Here is a 17,475-nt window from a genome sequence, read left to right as displayed (position 1 = left end):
GATCAGGGCCTGAGCATTGGAACTCGCCGCACTGCGACGCTGGTGGCCGCTCGCCGCCGTCCTCGCGCTGCTCTTCCTCGCCTCGCTCGCGGCCACCCGCTCGGCGCCGCAGCTCGAGCGCTTCAACCCGGACGCAGGGGCCGAGGCGGAGGCCACCGCCGCGCCCCTGCTGCCGCCGAGCCCCGAGCCGATCCGGTCGGCCACCCCCGAGCCGGTCGAGGCGGCCCGCGGCCTGCCCGGCTGGGTCGGCACCGCGGCCTGGATCGTCATCGGCCTCGCCGTGATCGCCGTGATCGTGCTCGTGATCTGGGCCGTGCTGCGGGAGCAGGGCCGGCGGCGGGCGCGGCGCACCGGCCGCCGGGTCGCGCCGCGCGCCGACTCACGGACGGCCGAGGACCTCGTCGCCGCCCTGGACGCCGGCCTCCAAGAACTGTCGGACACCGACCGTGACCCGCGCCGGGCGGTGATCGCCTGCTGGGTCCGGCTGGAACAGGCCGCGGCGGCCGCCGGCACCCCGCGGCACGCCGGCGACAGCCCGACCGACCTGGTCGCCCGCCTCCTCGCCGAGCAGCGGGTCGAGGCCACCGTGCTGACCCCGTTCGCGGACGTCTACCGCCAGGCGCGGTATGCGACCCACACCGTCGACGACCAGATGCGCCGCCAGGCGGTCACCGCGCTGGAGCGGCTGCGCGCCGACCTCGGTGCCGGGGTGCCGTCGTGAGCCGCGACCCCGACGGCGGCCTCGAGGACCTGTTCGGCGGCGTCGCCGAGCGGGCCCCGGCCGAGGAGCCGGTCGTCGCCGAGGAGAAGCGCCGCTCGCGCGCCGGCCGGATCGTGGGCAACGTGCTGCTGGTCGTGCTCGCCACCGTGGTCACCGTCGCCGTGCTGCGCTCGCAGGGCATCTCTGTCTCCGTCCTGCTGATCGCGGCCGCGTTCGCCTCGTTGCGCCTGCTCATGCTCGCGGTGTCCGAAGTGGCGCCGCCACCGCTGCCGCGCGCGAAGGGCCGCCGCGGGGAGGAGAGCGGCGATTACCGGTGGGCCGGCAACGACACGCTGCGGGTCGCCGTACGCCGCTGGGAGCAGCAGCTGGACTGGGCGCAGCACGACGCCGAGCGTTTCTCGCGTATCGTCCAGCCGGCACTGGTGGAACTCGTCGACGAGCGCCTGCGGCTGCGGCACGGCATCACCCGCGCGTCGGATCCCCGGAAGGCGCGCGAACTGCTGGGCGAGCCGCTGTGGCAGGTGCTGGACGATCCGGGACGGCGGCCGCCGAAGGCCCGGGAGCTGTCGGCGTACGTCGACGCGCTGGAGAAGATCTGAGAAGGGTGAATCGGTGACGGACGCGAGCGTGGAGGCCATGCCGCCCTATGAGGTGGGCCGGCTGGCCGGCGCGGTCCTCGACTCGGTCGGCAGCGTGCTGGTCGGCAAGCGGGACGCCCTCGAGCTCGTGCTCGCCGGCATCCTGGCCGGCGGCCACGTGCTGCTCGAGGACCTGCCCGGCCTCGGCAAGACGCTGACCGCCCGCTCCTTCGCGCAGGCGCTCGGGCTGGATTTCCGCCGGCTGCAGTTCACCCCCGACCTGCTGCCCGCCGACGTGACCGGCTCGTTCCTGTACGACCAGCGCAAGGGCGACTTCGCCTTCCGGGCCGGTCCGGTGTTCACCAACATGCTGCTCGCCGACGAGATCAACCGTACGCCGCCCAAGACCCAGGCCGCGCTGCTGGAGGCGATGCAGGAGAAGCAGGTGTCGGTCGAGGGCGTCACGTATCGCCTCGACCCGCCGTTCCACGTGCTCGCCACCGCCAACCCGATCGAGTACGAGGGCACGTACCCGCTGCCGGAGGCCCAGCTCGACCGCTTCATGCTGCGCGTCTCGTTCGGTTATCCGACCCAGGACGAGGAGTGGGAGGTGCTGCGCCGGCGCATGTCCCGCCGCCAGGAGGACGCCCAGCTGGCGCCGGTGGTGAACGCCCGCACCCTGCGGTCCATGCAGGCCGCGCTCGAATCGGTCGTGGTCGAGGACTCGATCGGCCGCTACATCGTGGCGCTCACCGCCGCCACCCGCGAGCACGCCTCGGCGCTGGTCGGCTCGTCGCCGCGCGGGTCGCTGGCCCTGCTGCTGCTCGCCCGGGCGCGTGCCGTGATGGCCGGCCGCGACTACGTGGTGCCGGAGGACGTCAAGGACGTCGCCGTGCCCGCCCTCGCGCACCGGATCACCCTGCGGCCGGAGATGTGGCTGCGACGGGTCGACCCGTCGTTCGTGGTCCAGGAGGTGCTGCAGAACGTCCCGGCCCCGGCCAGCGGCGCGCTGCCGACGTACGCGGGCGGGTACGCGGAGCAGTGACCGTCACCGATCCGCCCCCGCTGCGGGCCGCAGTGCCTCCGGCGGAGGCGGCGGCCGACGAGGGCTGGGCGCCCCCGGTCTGGGTGCCCACCCGCGCCCTGGGCCGTACGGTCCTGCTGACCGGCCTGCTGCTGGTGCTCGGCGTAGCGCTGGGCCGGGTCGACCTGGTGCTGCTCGGTGCGCCGTTCGCCATCGGGGCGGCGGTGGGCCTGCGCCGGATGCCGCGGTCCGCGCCCGAGCTGAGGATCGACGCGGACGAGGACCACATCGTCGAGGGCGGCGCCGTCGAGGCGTCGGTGACGGTCACCAACCCCGACGTCATCACCTACGACCTCGTGGTGGTCCGCACCCGCACGTCGCCGTGGCTGCGGCTCGAGGACGCCGACCGCCCCTTCGCGATCACCGTGGCGCCCGACGGCTGGACCGCGGTCGAGCTGCCCGGCAAAGCGAACCGGTGGGGGCGCCACGACGTGGGTCCGGCGGCCGCCCGCGTGGCCGCGTGCGGCGGCCTGCTCGCGTGCCGCCCGGTCGTCGTGCCGGCCCGCGGGGTGCGGGTCTATCCGGAGACCGAGCCGTTCGCGGCCACCGAGGCGATGCCCGCGGCGGCCGGCCTGGTCGGCAACCACCGCTCGCGGCGCCCGGGCGAGGGCGGAGAGCTGGCCGGTGTACGCCCGTTCGCGCCCGGTGACCGGCTGCGCCGCATCGACTGGCGGGTGTCTTTGCGTACCCGTGACCTGCACGTGGCCTCCACCCTGTCCGACCGTGACGCCGAGGTGCTGCTGCTGCTCGACGTCCTCGGCGAGGCCGGGGTGTCCGGCGGGGTGAAGGGCAAGGCGTCGGTGCTCGACACGACCGTCCGCGCGGCCGCCGCCATCGCGGAGCACTACCTCCAGCGCGGCGACCGGGTCTCCCTCGCCGAGTACGGCTCCACCGCCCGCCGGCTGCGCCCCGCCACCGGCCGCCGCCAGTACCTCACCGTCCTCGAGTGGCTGCTGGACGTGCGGGCCGACACCACCGACCGGGAGCCGTACGAGCACGGCTTCGGCGCGCACAACGTCTCCTCGGACGCCCTCGTCGTGGTGCTCACCCCGCTGGTGGATCCGCGCGCCGCGGACATGCTCGCCGGGCTCGTCCAGTCCGGCCGCTTCACGGTCGCCGTCGACACGCTGCCGGAGGGTGCCGCGCCGCCGCAGCGCAGCCACTGGACGCCGCTGGCGACCCGGCTGTGGCGGATCGAGCGGGAGAACGTGCTGGGCCGGCTGCGCGAGCACGGCGTACCCGTGGTGACCTGGGCCGGCGCGGGCAGCCTGGACCTGGTCCTGCGCGACGTCTCCCGGCTCGCCTCGGCGCCGAGGGGACGCTGACATGCTCGGCGGCATGGTCGGCCGCATCGACCGCGCCCGGACCGCGGTGGGTCGCGCCACCGTCATGCCCGTACTCCTGCGGGGCGCGATCGGTTTCGCCTTCCTCGCCGCGATGCTCGTGGCGTGGCCCGTCTCGCTGGTCGTGAGCCGCGCCGTCGTCCTTCTCGCGATCGTCGCGTGCTACCCCGCGTTCGCACCGCGCAGCCGGGGCGTCACGGTCGCCGCCCTGGCCGTCGTCGGCGGCTGGATCCTCGACACCACCTGGTACGACGCCCGCGTAGCCCTCTGGCGGGTGCTGGCCGTGGCGACCCTGCTGTACGCCGGGCACAGCCTCGCGGCGCTGGCGGCGGTGCTCCCGTACGACGCGATCGTGAATCCCGACGTGGTGACGTCCTGGCTGGTACGCGCCGGGGCGGTGATCCTCGGCTCGGCGGTGCTGACCGTCGTCGCGCTGGGCCTGACCGCCGGGCTGGCCGGGGGAGCGTTCGTCCTGGCGACCCTCGTGGGCCTCGCGGCGGCCGTCGCCGTGACGCTGCTCCTCGCCCGGCTGCTTCGCCGGCCCTGAATTCTCAGCGAAATGCAACCGAAACACGGGTGTCACGACTCTTGACTTCTGGACTTTGTTGTTGGTCACAGAACGAGGCACGGAACCGGCCCGACCACGACAATGAATACGTGAACCCGCAACGCATCGTGGTGGTAGGCGCAGGACACGTGGGCTTGTATGCGGCCCTGCGCCTGTCGAAGAAGCTCAACGCCCGCCGGGCCGAGGTGATCGTCATCGACCCTCAGCCGCACATGACGTACCAGCCGTTCCTCCCGGAGGCCGCGGCCGGCAACATCTCGCCGCGCCACGCGGTGGTGCCGCTGCGTCGCGAGCTGAAGCGCTGCCACATCGTCTCCGGCGAGGTCACGAGGATCGAGCACGCCCGCAAGACGGTCACCGTGCAGCCGATCGAGGGCCCGATCAAGGAGATCGCGTACGACCACATCATCGTGGCGCCGGGCTCGGTCTCCCGCACCCTGCCCATCCCCGGCCTGCGCGAGCGCGGCATCGGCTTCAAGACCATCGGTGAGGCCATCTACCTGCGCAACCACATCCTCGACCGGCTCGACGTCGCGGCCGTGACGCCGGACCGGGAGGTGCGCCGGGCATCGCTGGCCTTCGTCTTCGTCGGCGGCGGCTACGCGGGCGTCGAGGCGCTGGCCGAGATGGAGGACGTCGTCCGCGACGGCCTCAAGTACTACCCGGAGCTCTCGAAGGAGGAGGTCCGGTTCGTCCTCGTCGAGGCGTCCAACCGGATCCTTCCGGAGGTCGGCCCCGAGATGGGCGCGTACGCGGCCCGCCAGCTCCAGAAGCGCGGCATCGACATCCGCCTCGAGACCCGCATGGAGTCCTGCGTCGACGGCGAGGTCCGCCTCTCCGACGGCGAGGTCTTCCACGCGGAGACGATCGTGTGGACGGCCGGCGTCAAGCCGTCGCCGATGCTCGACCACACCGACCTGCCCCGCGGCCCCCGCGGCCACGTCACCTGCCTGCCGACCCTCCAGGTGGTCGACGGCGACGAGGTCCTCGACGGCGCCTGGTCGGCCGGCGACTGCGCCCAGGTCCCCGACCTGACCAGCCCCGGCGCCTGGTGCTCCCCGAGCGCCCAGCACGCCGTCCGGCAGGCCGCGGTCCTCGCCGACAACATCCGCCAGGTCGTCTACGGCGGCGTCCCCAAGGACTACAAGCACAAGTACGCGGGAAGCGTCGCCAGCCTCGGCCTCTACAAGGGCGTGGCGAAGATCTACGGCGTGAAGCTCAAGGGCCTCCCGGCGTGGCTGATGCACCGGACGTATCACATGAGCCGGATCCCGTCGTTCAACCGCAAGGTCCGCGTCCTGGCCGACTGGACGCTCGCCTTCGTGCTGAAGCGCGAGGTGATCTCCCTGGGGCAGCTCCACACGCCCCGCGAGGAGTTCACCCACGTCACGCCGCCGCTGGCCGATGACCGGGCGACCGAGCCCGTCGGTGCCGGCCTGCGCTGACGGCAGATGTGCCCGCCCGGTGATTCATCGGGCGGGCCTTGCCGCGTTCCTGCCCGGCTGACCGCTTCCGGCCGGTCCGGCGTCGTGCCGGGTGGGTTGCACCGGATACGGTGAGCATCAGCGCACCGGCCCGGGTGGTGGAACGGCAGACACGGCCGCCTTAAAAGCGGCTGCCCGAAAAGGCGTGCGGGTTCGAGACCCGCCCCGGGCACGCGAAGGACCCGCCCACGCGGATGGTGGTTGGACCCGGCCGCGGTTGATCTGCGACGGGGTTCCGCAGGCCGCGGCGTTTGCGGAGTTCATTGAGGTGGTCGGCGGCCGCGGTTCGGCGAACGCGAGCAACGCCAGGTGCCCCGCGTACTCGTCGTCGGCCCGGAAACCGGTCATCGGGAGGCATTCCCGGTGTGGGTGAGCAGGCTCTCGGTGTGGGCGAGCAGCTCGGCGGGGGAGAAGGGTTTGCCGAGGTAGTCGTCGGCGCCGGCTTCGCGGGCTGCGGCCTGTTCGGCGGGATATTGGAATACGGACAGGATGAGGATGGGAACCGTGGTGGTGCCGGGGTTCTCGCGCAGTCGGCGGCAGACGTCGAGGCCACCGAGGCCGGGCAGATCGGGGTTCATGACCAGCAGGTCGGGTGGCTGGTTGCGGGTCTGCTCCAGGGCCTCGTGCCCGGTGGCGGTCACGCGCACGTCGTGGCCGGCGCGGCGCAGGATGCGGGCCGTGACCTCTTGGAGGTCGGGTAGCTGTTCGGCGAGGAGGATGTCGGCCATGGCAGGGTCTCCGTAACGGTGGCGGTCAGGGTCGGGGCATTCCCACTTTTGCGGCTTTTGCACCGATTTATCGCTTTCAAGGAAAATCGCGGGACGCGGAACCAGAAATAGCAGGCTCGTGCGGGGTTTTCAGCTCGTTCACAGCTTCCGCAGACCGCTTTGAGCTGGTGGTGCGCCTACTCTGGTAGAGCAACGACCCCTGCGTGCCTCAACCTCAAAGGGAGGCTGGACACAGTGAAGACTTCGAACCCGGTGCTCTCGCGCCTCGGCCAGGCGGCCGAGCGGGAGCGCGCGGCCGGATACGGACCGTACGGACCGCCCGCCGGTCAGCCGGGTTACGGTCAGCCGTACCCGTCGGCCTCGGGCTACCCCGCAGCCCCGCCCGCGGTGCGACCCATGACGATCGACGACGTCGTCGTCAAAACTGTGATGCTGCTCGGCATCACCGGTGTCTCCGCCGTCGCGGCCTGGAACCTGATCCCCACCAGCCTCATGGGCGCCGCCTGGATCGGTGCGGCCGTCGTCGGCCTGGTGCTCGGCTTCATCATCTCGTTCAGCCGGATGGCCAACCCCGCCCTGGTCGTCGCGTACGCGGTCGTCGAGGGCGCCTTCGTCGGCCTGGTCAGCAAGTTCTTCCAGGAGATCGCCGGCTACCAGGGCATCGTCCTGCAGGCGGTGGTCGCCACCTTCGGCGTCTTCTTCCTGATGGCGTTCCTCTACCGGGCCCGGGTGATCCGGGCGACGCCGAAGTTCGTCCGCGGCATGATCGCGATCATGGCGGGCCTCTTCGCCGTCATGCTGATCAACTTCGTGCTGTCGCTCTTCGACGTCAACACCGGCCTGCGCGACAACGGCCCGCTCGGCATCGTCTTCAGCCTCGTGTGCATCGTCGTGGCGTCGCTGAGCTTCATCCTCAGCTTCAACGAGATCGAGGAGGGGGTCCGGATGGGCCTCCCGCAGCGTTACTCGTGGACCGCGGCGTTCGGCATCCTGGTCAGCCTGATCTGGCTGTACATCGAGATCCTGCGCCTGCTGAGCTTCCTGCAGGGCGACGACTGACGTCGCACCCGGCGACAACGCCCGGCCCGCCTCGCGCGGGCCGGGCGTTTCTGCGTTGGATAGGGTCACCGCGTGGCTGCCGAAGAACTCCGAGTCGCGGTCCAGCGCCTGCTGTCGCAGGTCGGGCACTGGGAGGCCGGCCGGTGGAGCGCGCCCGCCGGCGAGGGTACGCGCGGTGACCTCGTCCACGGCCTGGTCCAGCGCCTCGCCGACCTCGGCGCGGAGGCGGAGCACCGGCCACGGCGCGAGGTGCCCCGGGAGCCGGACATGGTCCTGCCGGACCAGCTGCGCGTGATGACCGGCGACCTCGTCGTCGCCGCTCCCGCCGACGCGATCCTCGAGGCGGCCACGGCGGACGTGCTCGCCGTACGCAAAGCGCTTTGACCTTGACCCTGGGGTAAGCCGCAGGGTGAAACCCATGACCGAACGTTGCGTACTTCTGGACATCGGCGGCGTCCTGGAGCTCACTCCGCCGACCGGCTGGGGTGCTCGCTGGGAACGGCGCCTCGGCCTGCCCTCCGGCGAGCTGAACCGCCGGCTCGCCGACGTGTGGGCTGCCGGCAGCATCGGCGCCCTCACCGAGGCCCAGGTGGAAGGCCGGATCGCGACGAGGCTGGGCCTCGACGACGCCGCGCGGGCCGCGTTTCTCGACGACCTCTGGGATCAGTACCTCGGCACCGCGAACGACGAGCTCATCGACTATGTGCGCGGCCTGCGGGGGCGGTGCCGGCTGGGGATTCTCAGCAACAGCTTCGTGGGTGCCCGGGAGCGCGAGGAGCGGGCGTACGCCTTCGGCAGCCTCGTCGACGACATCGTCTACTCGCACGAGGCCGGGTTGCTCAAGCCGGACCCGGCGGTCTTCGCGCTGGCCTGCGAGCGGCTCGCCACCCGGCCCGCCGACTGCCTGTTCGTCGACGACCACGCCCCGCACGTGGCGGCGGCCCGGGCGGCGGGACTGAGGGCGGTGCACTTCACCGGCAACGCGGGGGCGATCCGGGCGATCGAGCAGTTCCTGGAATGAGACCCGCCGGGCCCGGCGCCCTATTCGGCAGCCGAACCCGGCGGAAGATCGTGCTGCGGTGTCAGCTCAGGCGCTCGAGCACCATCGCCATGCCCTGGCCGCCGCCGACGCACATCGTCTCGAGGCCGATGGACTTGTCGTGCCAGTCGAGCGAGTTCAGCAGCGTGCCGGTGATCCGGGCGCCGGTCATGCCGAACGGGTGGCCCACGGCGATCGCGCCGCCGTTGACGTTCAGCTTCTCCAGCGGGATGTTCAGCTCCCGGTACGACGGGATGACCTGCGCCGCGAACGCCTCGTTGATCTCGACCAGGTCGACATCGTCGATGGTCATGCCGGCCCGCTTGAGCGCCTGGCGGGACGCCTCGACCGGGCCCAGGCCCATGATCTCGGGGGAGAGGGCGGTGACGCCGGTCGACACGATCCGGGCCAGCGGGGTGATGCCGAGCTCGCGGGCCTTGGTGTCGCTCATGATGACCACGGCCGCGGCGCCGTCGTTGAGCGGGCAGCAGTTGCCGGCGGTGATCCGGCCGTCGGGGCGGAAGACCGGCTTGAGTCCGGCAACGGCCTCCATGGTCACGCCCGGGCGGGGGCCGTCGTCGCCGGAGACCACGGTGCCGTCCGGGGTCGTCACCGGGGTGATCTCGCGCTGCCAGAAGCCGTTGGCGATGGCCTTCTCGGCGAGGTTCTGGCTGCGGACGCCGAACTCGTCCATGTCCTGGCGGCTCACGTCGTACGCCTGGGCGAGGTTCTCCGCGGTGTAGCCCATGCCGAGGTAGATGTCGGGGAGGTGGCCGTCCTCGCGGGGGTCGTGCCAGACGCCGCCCTTCGTGGCCGCCTCGGTGGTGCGTACCCGGGCCTCGGCGAACTTGGGGTTCTCCCAGCCTCCGCCGACCAGCGCCTGGGCGTCCGGCGGCAGGCCGTCGGAGTTGCCCCGGGCGAAGCGTGACACGGTCTCGACGCCGGCGGAGACGAAGACGTCACCCTCGCCGGCCTTGATCGCGTGGAACGCCATCCGGGTGGTCTGCAGGGAGCTGGAGCAGTAGCGGGTCACGGTCGCGCCGGGGAGCCCGTCGAGGCCGAGCAGCGTGGCGACCACGCGGGCCATGTTGAAGCCCTGCTCGCCGCCGGGGAGGCCGCAGCCGAGGTAGAGATCCTCGATCAGCGTCCGGTCGAGCTGCGGCACCTTGCCCAGCGCGGCGTCGACGATCGTGGCGGCGAGATCGTCGGGGCGCAGGTCCTTGAGGGAACCCTTGACGGCCCGGCCGATCGGGGAGCGTGCGGTGGCGACGATGACAGCTTCCGGCATGAGCCAACGTTAACCCGCCGGTAACTTAATCCGGAAGCGCCACTTCGTCACACCGAAATGTCTGTTTATTTACTCCTGGATCGAGCGCCTGCCGGCCGCCTGTGCCGCGTCCAGCACCGCCGGGAAGAGCGCGTGCGCCCAGACCCTGTACCCGTCCGCGGAGGGGTGGAAGCCGTCGTAGCAGAGGGTGCCCGCGTCGGCTCGGAACACCGCGCCGGTCTCGTCGGCCAGGTCCACCACGACGCCGCCGGCCTCCTGGACCGCCGCCGTCTGGGCGCGCGCCATCCGGCGCCCCAGCCACCCCGTGACCTGCCGCAACGGCTGGGCGATCGAGCGTACGGCGCCGAGGTCGGGACACGTGCCCACGACCACGTGCACGCCCGCGTCGCGCAGCCGGCGTACGGCGTTGCCGAGGTGCTGAGCAGCCTCCTCGGGCCCGCGCAGGCCGGTTGCGTCGTGGGCGCCGATCAGCACCACCGCCACGTCCGGGCGGTCGCCGAGCAGGGCCCGGGCGACCTGGGTGGCGAGATCGGTCGACCGGGACCCGGCGACGCCCACGCTGGACAGCAGCACATGCCGCTTCCCCGACTCGGGGGTGCCGTCGGCGAGCAGCCGGGCGAGCTGGCCGCCGACCGTCTCGGACAGCCACTCCACCCCGACGCCGATCGCGGCGGAGTCGCCGAGCAGGACCATACGCAGCGTCGGCGCGGACGACGGGCCCATCGACGTGCGCAGCGCGAGACCCATGGTCGGCTTCGCGTACCGCCGGCTCTTCGCGGCGATCGCCTCACCCGCGAGCAGGGCGACGCCGCCCACGGCCGAGGCGAACAGCGTGGTCGCCGCCGCCCTTCCGACCCGTCCCGTCAGGCCCGTCATGTCGCCTCCCTGCCGTGTGGGGTGCTCGCCCGGCCGTCAGTCCACGGCCGCTTGATGATCCTCCGGAGTCCAGCCTACGGCGCCGGCGGCCGACCGGCTCGACCCACGCGTAACACCGGACAACCCGGGGAAGCCCGAAGAGGCGGAGAGCAGCGCCGCCGCCCGGTTGCCGAACCAGTTGTGCGGCTCGCCGAACCACGGATGCCGGCGCAGCTGCGCCCACCGTCCGGCCGGCCCGCGCTCCCGGCCGTCCACCTTCGCCGGGCTGACCTCGGTGCCCGCCGCACGCACCGCCTCCTGGGCCGCCTGCGGCAGGCTGCGCACCCCGTCGGGTCCGGCGGCAGGCGACCGGTCGTCCTCGCCCAGCGCCGCCATCAGGGTCGGCATCATGACCGCCGCGGCCCGGGCGTACCCCTCCACGGACGGGTGGAAACGGTCGGCGCCGAACATGCGTACCGGATCCGCTTCGAACGTCGGGCCGAGCAGGTCGCCCAGCGAGACCGTGCGTCCCCCCGCCTCGACCACCGCGACCGTCTGCTGCGCGGCGAGCTGACGGCTCCAGGTGCGCGCCAGCCAGCGCAGCGGCGGCTTGATCGGCTGGATCGCGCCGAGGTCGGGACACGTGCCCACGACGACCTTGCAGCCCACGGCGCGCAGGCGCCGGACCGCGACGCTGAGATGGCGGATGGCGGCGGCCCGCGCGGATGCATGGGTGACGTCGTTGCCGCCGATGATGATGACGGCGACCTCGGGGTCGTACTCCAGCGCCGCGTCCACCTGGTGCGGCAGCCCGGCGGAGGTGGCGCCGACCACAGCGACCCGGTGCAGGCGCACCGGGCGGCGCAGCCGGCGGGACACGCCCGTGGCCAGCAGGGCGCCCGGTGTCTCGCGCGGGCGGTGCACGCCGTAGCCGGCGGCGGTCGAGTCGCCGAGGATGACCATGTTCAGCGGCTTGCCGGGGAACTTCGGGCCGTACAGCCCGTCGCCGCGTGGGGGAGGGGCCTCGGCCATGGGGATGATCCGGCGGGCGTCGGCCGCCTGGCGCAGCAGCACGCCCGCGGAGAGGAGTGTGAATCCCGCCGCGGCCCCCGTGACCCCGCCCGCGACCTGGCCGGCCAGCCTGATCCGGCGGCGATCCGCCTCTGTCCAGTTGCGCACCTTCTGCACGCTATCCCTCGCTCTCGCTCGACTTCCGGCGATGGTGGGGTCTTCGACATTAACGCGGGCGTGCGACAGAAGCCTGAACCCCGCGCCTTGAGGGCATAACTAGCGCATGGACGTCATGCTGAGAACAGCGAAAGGGGACGACCATGGCTAGGACGTTGCACCGTACCGCCGCGTTCACGGCGCTCGGGAAGGCCCTGATGAAGGGCACACGTGGGGGCCCTTCGATCGGCAAGCGGCTGGCAGCGCTGCCACGGATGATGATGGCGACCGCCCGCGGCGAGTACGACGGCGGGATGCGAGTGGCCATGATGGCCGCCGCGACCGCGTACGTGGTCTCGCCGATCGACGTGGTCCCTGAGCTGTTTCTGTGGGTCTTCGGGCTGGTCGACGACGCCGCGATGATCGCCTGGCTGGCGGGCACCGTGCTCAGCGAGACCGACCGGTTCCTGGAGTGGGAGAGGCAACGCGCCTCCATCCTGCCCGGGACAGTCGTGTCCTGAGTCGTAGGCTGACCTGACAACCCACTGGTCAGCACCGAGAAGGGCACAAAGACGTGCGGTACTACGACAACGTCGTCGAGATCATCGGGGACACCCCCCTCGTCCGGCTGCGTAGCGTCACCGACGGCATCGCGGCGACCGTCCTCGCCAAGGTGGAGTACTTCAACCCCGGCGGCTCGGTGAAGGACCGGATCGCCCTGCGCATGGTCGAGGACGCCGAGAAGGCCGGCATTCTCAAAGAAGGCGGCACGATCGTCGAGCCGACCAGCGGCAACACCGGCGTCGGGCTGGCCCTCGTGGCCCAGTTGCGCGGTTACCGGTGCATCTTCGTCTGCCCCGACAAGGTCAGCGAGGACAAGCAGAACGTGCTGCGGGCGTACGGCGCCGAGGTGGTGGTCTGCCCGACCGCCGTCGCCCCCGAGGACCCTCGCTCCTACTACAACGTCTCGGACCGGCTGGCCCGCGAGATCCCCGGCGCATGGAAGCCCGACCAGTACAGCAACCCGGCCAACCCGCGCTCGCACTACGAGGAGACCGGCCCGGAGCTCTGGAAGCAGACCGAGGGACGGATCACCCACTTCGTGGCCGGCGTCGGCACCGGCGGCACGATCAGCGGCGTCGGGCGCTACCTGAAGGAGCAGGGCGACGTCCGGGTCGTCGGCGCGGACCCGGAGGGCTCGGTCTACTCCGGCGGCACCGGCCGGCCGTACCTGGTGGAGGGCGTCGGCGAGGACTTCTGGCCCACCACCTACGACCGCGGAGTCTGCGACGAGGTCATCGAGGTGTCCGACTCGGACTCGTTCGAGATGACCCGCCGCCTCGCCCGCGAGGAGGGCCTGCTGGTCGGCGGCAGCTGCGGCATGGCCGTGGTGGCGGCCCTCGAGGTGGCCCGCAAGGCCGGCCCCGACGACGTGATCGTGGTCCTGCTCCCTGACGGCGGCCGCGGCTACCTCTCCAAGATCTTCAACGACACCTGGATGGCCCGCTACGGCTTCCTGTCCACCGGCGACGGCTCCCCGACGGTGGCCACCGCCCTGGAGGCCAAGGGCGGCGCGATCCCCCCGCTGGTCCACGTTCACCCGACCGAGACGGTCCGCGACGCGATCGACTACATGCGCGAATACGGCATCAGCCAGCTGCCGGTCCTCAAGGCCGAGCCGCCGGTCGTGACCGGCGAGGTGGCGGGCTCGATCTCGGAGAAGGCGCTGCTGGACGCCCTCTTCACCGGCCAGGCCCACCTGCACGACACGATCGAGCGCCACATGGGCGAGTCGCTGCCCATGATCGGCGGTGGCCAGCCGGTCAGCGAGGCGGTCGCGCTGCTGGAGAAGTCGGACGCGGCGATGGTCCTTGTCGACGGCAAGCCCGCCGGCGTCCTCACCCGCCAGGACCTCTTGGCCCACCTGAGCTGATCAAAGTCAAGATCCGGATGTCGTAGCGGGGTGGTGGGTGCGGACCGCTGCTCACGCCGAGGGCCGGGCGCGGGAATCCATTCGCTGGAGCTCATGAGCGGATTCCCGCACCCGGCGGCGTGCGTGAGTGGTCGCGCCCGGAAACCCTCAGCCGAGCTCCGTGGGCACGGAGATGACGTCTACCAGGGCGTTCTTGCGGAGGACCGTGATCGGGAGGTGCTTGCCGATCGCGGGCCCGAGCATCAGACGTTGCAGGGCCTGAACGGTCTGCATCTGCACGCCGCCCGCGGTGATGAGGATGTCGCCCAGGTAGATGCCGGCGGTGCCGGCCGGGCTGCCCGGGACGACCTCGACCACGCGCAGGCCGAGCTTCTGGCCGAGCCGCTCGGCGAGCGGAGGCGGGAGGGGAACCGGAACCCCGGCGACCCCCAGCCACGCCCGCCGGACGCGTCCCGTGGCGACCAGCTCCCCGATGATCTGACGCGTGGTCCGGTTCACGGGTACGGCCAGACCCAGCCCGTAGCCCGCCACGGCCGTGTTGACGCCCACCACCGTTGCGGCGGAGTCGGCGAGGGCTCCTCCCGAGTTGCCGGGATTGAGGGCCGCGTCGGTCTGGATGACGTCGTCGATGATGCGGACCCGCCGCCCATCGCGGGCGGGCAGCGAGCGCCCGAGCCCGGAGACGACGCCCGCCGTCACCGACCCGGCCAGCCCCATCGGATTGCCGACCGCGACGACCAGCTGACCGATCCGCAGTTGATCGGCATCCCCGAGCGGAGCAGCGGGCGCGCCCGGCTGGTGCACCCGCACGACGGCGAGATCGGAAAGGGCGTCCGCGCCCACCACATCGAACCGGCTCTCGCTCCCGTCGGCGAACGCGGCGGTCCCGCCGGTAGCGCCGGCGACCACATGAGCATTGGTGATCAGAAATCCGTCGTCGGTGAAGGTCACCGCCGACCCCGCACCGCCCCCGCGAGCAGTACGCACACTGAGCGCGGCGACGGAGGGAAGAAGGCTGGTGGCGACCCCGGTCACCACCCGGCTGTAGGCATCGAGCGCCCCTGTTTCGACACCCGTGTGCTCGGTATCCATGGACTCGTCAACATCGAGCCGGTCGGCATCGATGCCCGTGCCCCGTCCGCCCACGGCGAACAACCCCATCACTCATAGTCGCGAAGGTCGCACACTCAGTCCGATCGGCGTCCGGGTGCCGGGGGTTGTATGGGGTACGACAGCGCCGCGCTCACAGGACGGAGGTTCGTACACGATGGTCATCGTCGACCAGGCCGCACCGGCCGGCATCGTGGACCGGCTGCTCTGGCAGGACGCCCAGCGGATGCTGGGGCGGCACGCCGAAGCGGGTCACGACGGTAACTGTGTCTGGTGCGGATGGCGGTGGCCCTGCGCCCCCCGGCGCATCGCCGAGCGCGCGGACGTCGCCTCCCGGCGCCCGTGGCGGGAGGCCTGGACGCTGCGCCACGACCTCAACAGCTTGCGCGACATCCCCGGCGTGTTCGACGACAACCGGGTCCGCCGGGAGACGCGCAAGAGCGACGACCTCAACCGGGGCCGCTTCGACTGACCTGATCAGGCGTCGGCCGGGACCTTGACCGTCCCCCGGCAAGGATCCGACTCTCCTCGGCCCGGACCCGACGCCGCACCGCGGTGACATCCCCGCAGCCCCGCCAGCGCGAGCGATGTCCCGCACCCGGACCCGCCCCGCCGATCGACCGGCACGCCTCCGCCGGTCGGCGCCTCCGGCCAGGCGCAAAACCGGCAGGGGCGGGCGCGGTAGGCGGGAGTGCGTGACCACAGGTTCCCCCGCATTCACTCGGTCACGCGCTCCCGCCCTCCCTCCGCACGCGCTCCACGCACCAGCCCGCCGCCGCTGCCCCCGACGCTGATGACGCCGCGCTGACGAGACCGGCGCCGACGGCCGCAGCCTCGCGGGTCAGACCGGTCGTGAGTAGCGGATCTGGCGTACCGGCTCGCTTCCGATCGGCTCGATGCGGGTCACGCCGTCCGCGACCCAGCCCCCGCGCTCGTAGAAGCGCCGCGCCCGGCCGTTGTCCTCCAGCACCCACAGCACCGCCCGCGACCCGATCCGCGCCAGGGCGGGCAGCGCGTCGAGCATCAACGCCCGGCCGACCCCCTTGCCGACGAACGCGGGGTCGGCGTGGATGGCGCTGAGCTCCGCGATCCCGTCCTCCTCGCTCGGCCCCAGGTAGGTGAAGCCGGCCAGCACATCGCCGGCCACCGCGACCGTGAGGCGGTGGGTGTCGCGTTCCCAGCGCCACCGCTCCGACCACCATTCGCCGAGCGCGGCCGGGCTGCCGAACTTCAGTGCGGCGGGGGAGACGATGCCGGCGTACGCGGAGACCCGGGACCGGTAGTGCAGATCCCCGACGGCGAGGAGGTCGTCGTCAGCCGGGGGCCGAAGCTGCACGCTCATGCGACGAGCCTAGGCGGGGCGGCACCGGCACCCGCATCAGGTCCTCGGCGATCACGATGTCGCCGTCGAACTCCGCCCGGGCCTCGTCGAGGAAGCGGGTGCTGTCGGCGTACCGCTGGGAGAAGTGGGTGAGGACCAGCGTGCGCACGCCCGATTGCCGGGCCACCGATGCGGCCTGGCCGGCGGTCAGGTGGCCGACCTGGGCGGCCATCGCGGCGTCCTCGGCCAGGAACGTCGACTCGATCACGAGCAGGTCGGCGCCGTCCGCCAGGGCGTACACGTTGTCGCAGAGGCCGGTGTCCATGACGAAGGCGAACCGCTGGCCGGGCCGCGGCGCGCTGACGTCGTCGATGGTGACGGTGCCCGAGCGGCCCGTGCGTTGCAGCTCTCCGACCGCCGGGCCGCTGATCCCGTACGCCTGCAGCAGCGCGGGAACCATCCGGCGCCCGTCCGGTTCAGCCAGGCGGTAGCCGTACGTCTCGATGGAGTGCCGCAGCGGCAGCGCGGTGAGCGTGCCGGCGGTGGTCTCGGCGCGGAAGCCGTCGGCGACGGGCTCGGTGACCAGGTCGGCGACGTCGTAGAAGCTGGTCGCGTGCCGGAGGCGGTCGAAGTATTCGTGGCCGCCCGCGGGGAAGTGGACGCGGACCGGGTGCGGCACCTTGTCGAGGGAGATCCGCTGGATGATGCCCGGCAGGCCCAGCGAGTGGTCGCCGTGGAAGTGCGTGATGCAGATCCGGGTCAGCGGGGTCACGGCCAGGCCGGCTGTCAGCATCTGGCGCTGGGTGCCCTCGCCCGGGTCGAAGAGGATGACCTCGTCGTCCCAGCGCAGCTGGTAGCCGTTGTGGTTGCGGTGCCGGGTCGGCACCTGGCTGGCCGTGCCCAGGATCGTCAGCTCGCGCACCGGTGCCTCCGGAAATGAAGCGACCCCCGGGGACTTCCACGCGCCTTGCGGTGCGCGGTCCGGTCGGACAAGGCCGGATCCCCGGGGGTCGGGTGGCTGTCTGGTTTTCGCCGCACCGCTGCCACACGGTCTCGACGCCTTACAGAAAACTTTCTCGAAGCTGTCGAGGACAGCGGCTAGCGGACAGCCACCTCACGAGTCCCGTTGCTATACAACTTCGGACCACCTCCCTTCACGTGTACGGCCACGTTAACCACCGGGGGAGGCAGACGACA

General features: G+C 72.1%; 19 protein-coding genes and 1 tRNA gene. 13 read left to right on the top strand and 7 right to left on the bottom strand.

Annotated elements, in window-relative coordinates; genetic code table 11:
* The first annotated feature begins 16 nt into the window (after window positions 1-16).
* From AB0368_RS10745 to AB0368_RS10715, 7 genes are all read left to right on the top strand, one after another.
* Window positions 17-721 (top strand): DUF4129 domain-containing protein, encoded by a 705-nt coding sequence (locus tag AB0368_RS10745; protein ID WP_366153582.1) that lies wholly within the window; start codon window positions 17-19, stop codon window positions 719-721.
* Entirely contained in the window at window positions 718-1,320 is a 603-nt protein-coding gene (locus tag AB0368_RS10740) for a hypothetical protein (RefSeq protein ID WP_366153581.1), read from the top strand. Before AB0368_RS10745 ends, AB0368_RS10740 begins: the two co-directional genes overlap by 4 nt.
* Window positions 1,321-1,357: 37 nt before the next feature.
* Complete coding sequence (locus AB0368_RS10735; protein ID WP_366153783.1) at window positions 1,358-2,344, top strand: MoxR family ATPase; 987 nt, start codon at window positions 1,358-1,360, stop codon at window positions 2,342-2,344.
* A gap of 32 nt (window positions 2,345-2,376) precedes the next feature.
* Window positions 2,377-3,708, top strand: coding sequence for a DUF58 domain-containing protein (locus AB0368_RS10730; protein ID WP_366153782.1), 1,332 nt, complete (start codon window positions 2,377-2,379; stop codon window positions 3,706-3,708).
* Between the two features lie 13 nt (window positions 3,709-3,721).
* Window positions 3,722-4,273, top strand: a complete 552-nt coding sequence (locus AB0368_RS10725) for a hypothetical protein (RefSeq protein WP_366153580.1) — start codon at window positions 3,722-3,724, stop codon at window positions 4,271-4,273.
* 110 nt (window positions 4,274-4,383) lie between these two features.
* On the top strand, window positions 4,384-5,739 hold the full coding sequence (locus tag AB0368_RS10720) for an NAD(P)/FAD-dependent oxidoreductase (protein ID WP_366153579.1): 1,356 nt from the start codon (window positions 4,384-4,386) through the stop codon (window positions 5,737-5,739).
* Between the two features lie 128 nt (window positions 5,740-5,867).
* Window positions 5,868-5,950: transfer RNA gene (locus tag AB0368_RS10715), tRNA-Leu, on the top strand.
* Between the two features lie 172 nt (window positions 5,951-6,122).
* Here AB0368_RS10715 and AB0368_RS10710 read toward each other — a convergent pair.
* Entirely contained in the window at window positions 6,123-6,506 is a 384-nt protein-coding gene (locus tag AB0368_RS10710; RefSeq protein WP_366153578.1) for a response regulator transcription factor, read from the bottom strand.
* 234 nt (window positions 6,507-6,740) lie between these two features.
* On the opposite strand from AB0368_RS10710, the gene AB0368_RS10705 reads away from it, so the two are divergent.
* From AB0368_RS10705 to AB0368_RS10695, 3 genes are all read left to right on the top strand, one after another.
* Window positions 6,741-7,565: a Bax inhibitor-1/YccA family protein gene (locus AB0368_RS10705; protein ID WP_366153577.1), complete on the top strand. Its 825-nt coding sequence runs from the start codon at window positions 6,741-6,743 to the stop codon at window positions 7,563-7,565.
* A gap of 72 nt (window positions 7,566-7,637) precedes the next feature.
* On the top strand, window positions 7,638-7,949 hold the full coding sequence (locus tag AB0368_RS10700; protein ID WP_366153576.1) for a hypothetical protein: 312 nt from the start codon (window positions 7,638-7,640) through the stop codon (window positions 7,947-7,949).
* 34 nt (window positions 7,950-7,983) lie between these two features.
* A complete protein-coding gene (locus AB0368_RS10695) occupies window positions 7,984-8,586 on the top strand; it encodes an HAD-IA family hydrolase (protein ID WP_366153575.1) in 603 nt (200 codons plus the stop codon).
* Window positions 8,587-8,647: 61 nt separating this feature from the next.
* Here AB0368_RS10695 and AB0368_RS10690 read toward each other — a convergent pair whose 3' ends face one another.
* From AB0368_RS10690 to AB0368_RS10680, 3 genes are all read right to left on the bottom strand, one after another.
* On the bottom strand, window positions 8,648-9,892 hold the full coding sequence (locus AB0368_RS10690; RefSeq protein ID WP_366153574.1) for an acetyl-CoA C-acetyltransferase: 1,245 nt from the start codon (window positions 9,890-9,892) through the stop codon (window positions 8,648-8,650).
* A 69-nt stretch (window positions 9,893-9,961) separates the two neighbouring features.
* Window positions 9,962-10,768 carry an SGNH/GDSL hydrolase family protein gene (locus tag AB0368_RS10685; RefSeq protein ID WP_366153573.1) on the bottom strand — a complete coding sequence of 269 codons (807 nt, stop codon included), beginning with the start codon at window positions 10,766-10,768 and terminating at the stop codon, window positions 9,962-9,964.
* Window positions 10,769-10,804: 36 nt separating this feature from the next.
* A complete protein-coding gene (locus AB0368_RS10680) occupies window positions 10,805-11,926 on the bottom strand; it encodes an SGNH/GDSL hydrolase family protein (RefSeq protein WP_366153572.1) in 1,122 nt (373 codons plus the stop codon).
* Window positions 11,927-12,078: 152 nt separating this feature from the next.
* Here AB0368_RS10680 and AB0368_RS10675 point away from each other — a divergent pair, with 152 nt between their 5' ends.
* Both AB0368_RS10675 and AB0368_RS10670 read left to right on the top strand, forming a co-directional pair.
* On the top strand, window positions 12,079-12,435 hold the full coding sequence (locus AB0368_RS10675; protein ID WP_366153571.1) for a YkvA family protein: 357 nt from the start codon (window positions 12,079-12,081) through the stop codon (window positions 12,433-12,435).
* A 53-nt stretch (window positions 12,436-12,488) separates the two neighbouring features.
* Window positions 12,489-13,847 (top strand): cystathionine beta-synthase, encoded by a 1,359-nt coding sequence (locus AB0368_RS10670; RefSeq protein ID WP_366153570.1) that lies wholly within the window; start codon window positions 12,489-12,491, stop codon window positions 13,845-13,847.
* A gap of 147 nt (window positions 13,848-13,994) precedes the next feature.
* Here the strand turns inward: AB0368_RS10670 and AB0368_RS10665 are convergent, their stop codons facing one another.
* Entirely contained in the window at window positions 13,995-14,993 is a 999-nt protein-coding gene (locus tag AB0368_RS10665; protein WP_366153569.1) for a trypsin-like peptidase domain-containing protein, read from the bottom strand.
* A gap of 121 nt (window positions 14,994-15,114) precedes the next feature.
* On the opposite strand from AB0368_RS10665, the gene AB0368_RS10660 reads away from it, so the two are divergent.
* Window positions 15,115-15,429 carry a hypothetical protein gene (locus tag AB0368_RS10660; protein WP_366153568.1) on the top strand — a complete coding sequence of 105 codons (315 nt, stop codon included), beginning with the start codon at window positions 15,115-15,117 and terminating at the stop codon, window positions 15,427-15,429.
* Between the two features lie 369 nt (window positions 15,430-15,798).
* Here AB0368_RS10660 and AB0368_RS10655 read toward each other — a convergent pair whose 3' ends face one another.
* Window positions 15,799-16,299 (bottom strand): GNAT family N-acetyltransferase, encoded by a 501-nt coding sequence (locus tag AB0368_RS10655; RefSeq protein ID WP_366153567.1) that lies wholly within the window; start codon window positions 16,297-16,299, stop codon window positions 15,799-15,801.
* Window positions 16,271-17,200 carry a ribonuclease Z gene (locus AB0368_RS10650; RefSeq protein WP_366153566.1) on the bottom strand — a complete coding sequence of 310 codons (930 nt, stop codon included), beginning with the start codon at window positions 17,198-17,200 and terminating at the stop codon, window positions 16,271-16,273. The genes AB0368_RS10655 and AB0368_RS10650 overlap by 29 nt, the downstream gene beginning before the upstream one ends.
* Window positions 17,201-17,475 lie beyond the last annotated feature (275 nt).

The sequence above is a fragment of the Actinoplanes sp. NPDC051475 genome, assembly GCF_040689425.1.
Taxonomy (GTDB): domain Bacteria; phylum Actinomycetota; class Actinomycetes; order Mycobacteriales; family Micromonosporaceae; genus Actinoplanes.
The sequence above is the reverse complement of the archived record's forward strand: the minus strand, read 5'-3'. Positions and strand labels throughout refer to the sequence as shown.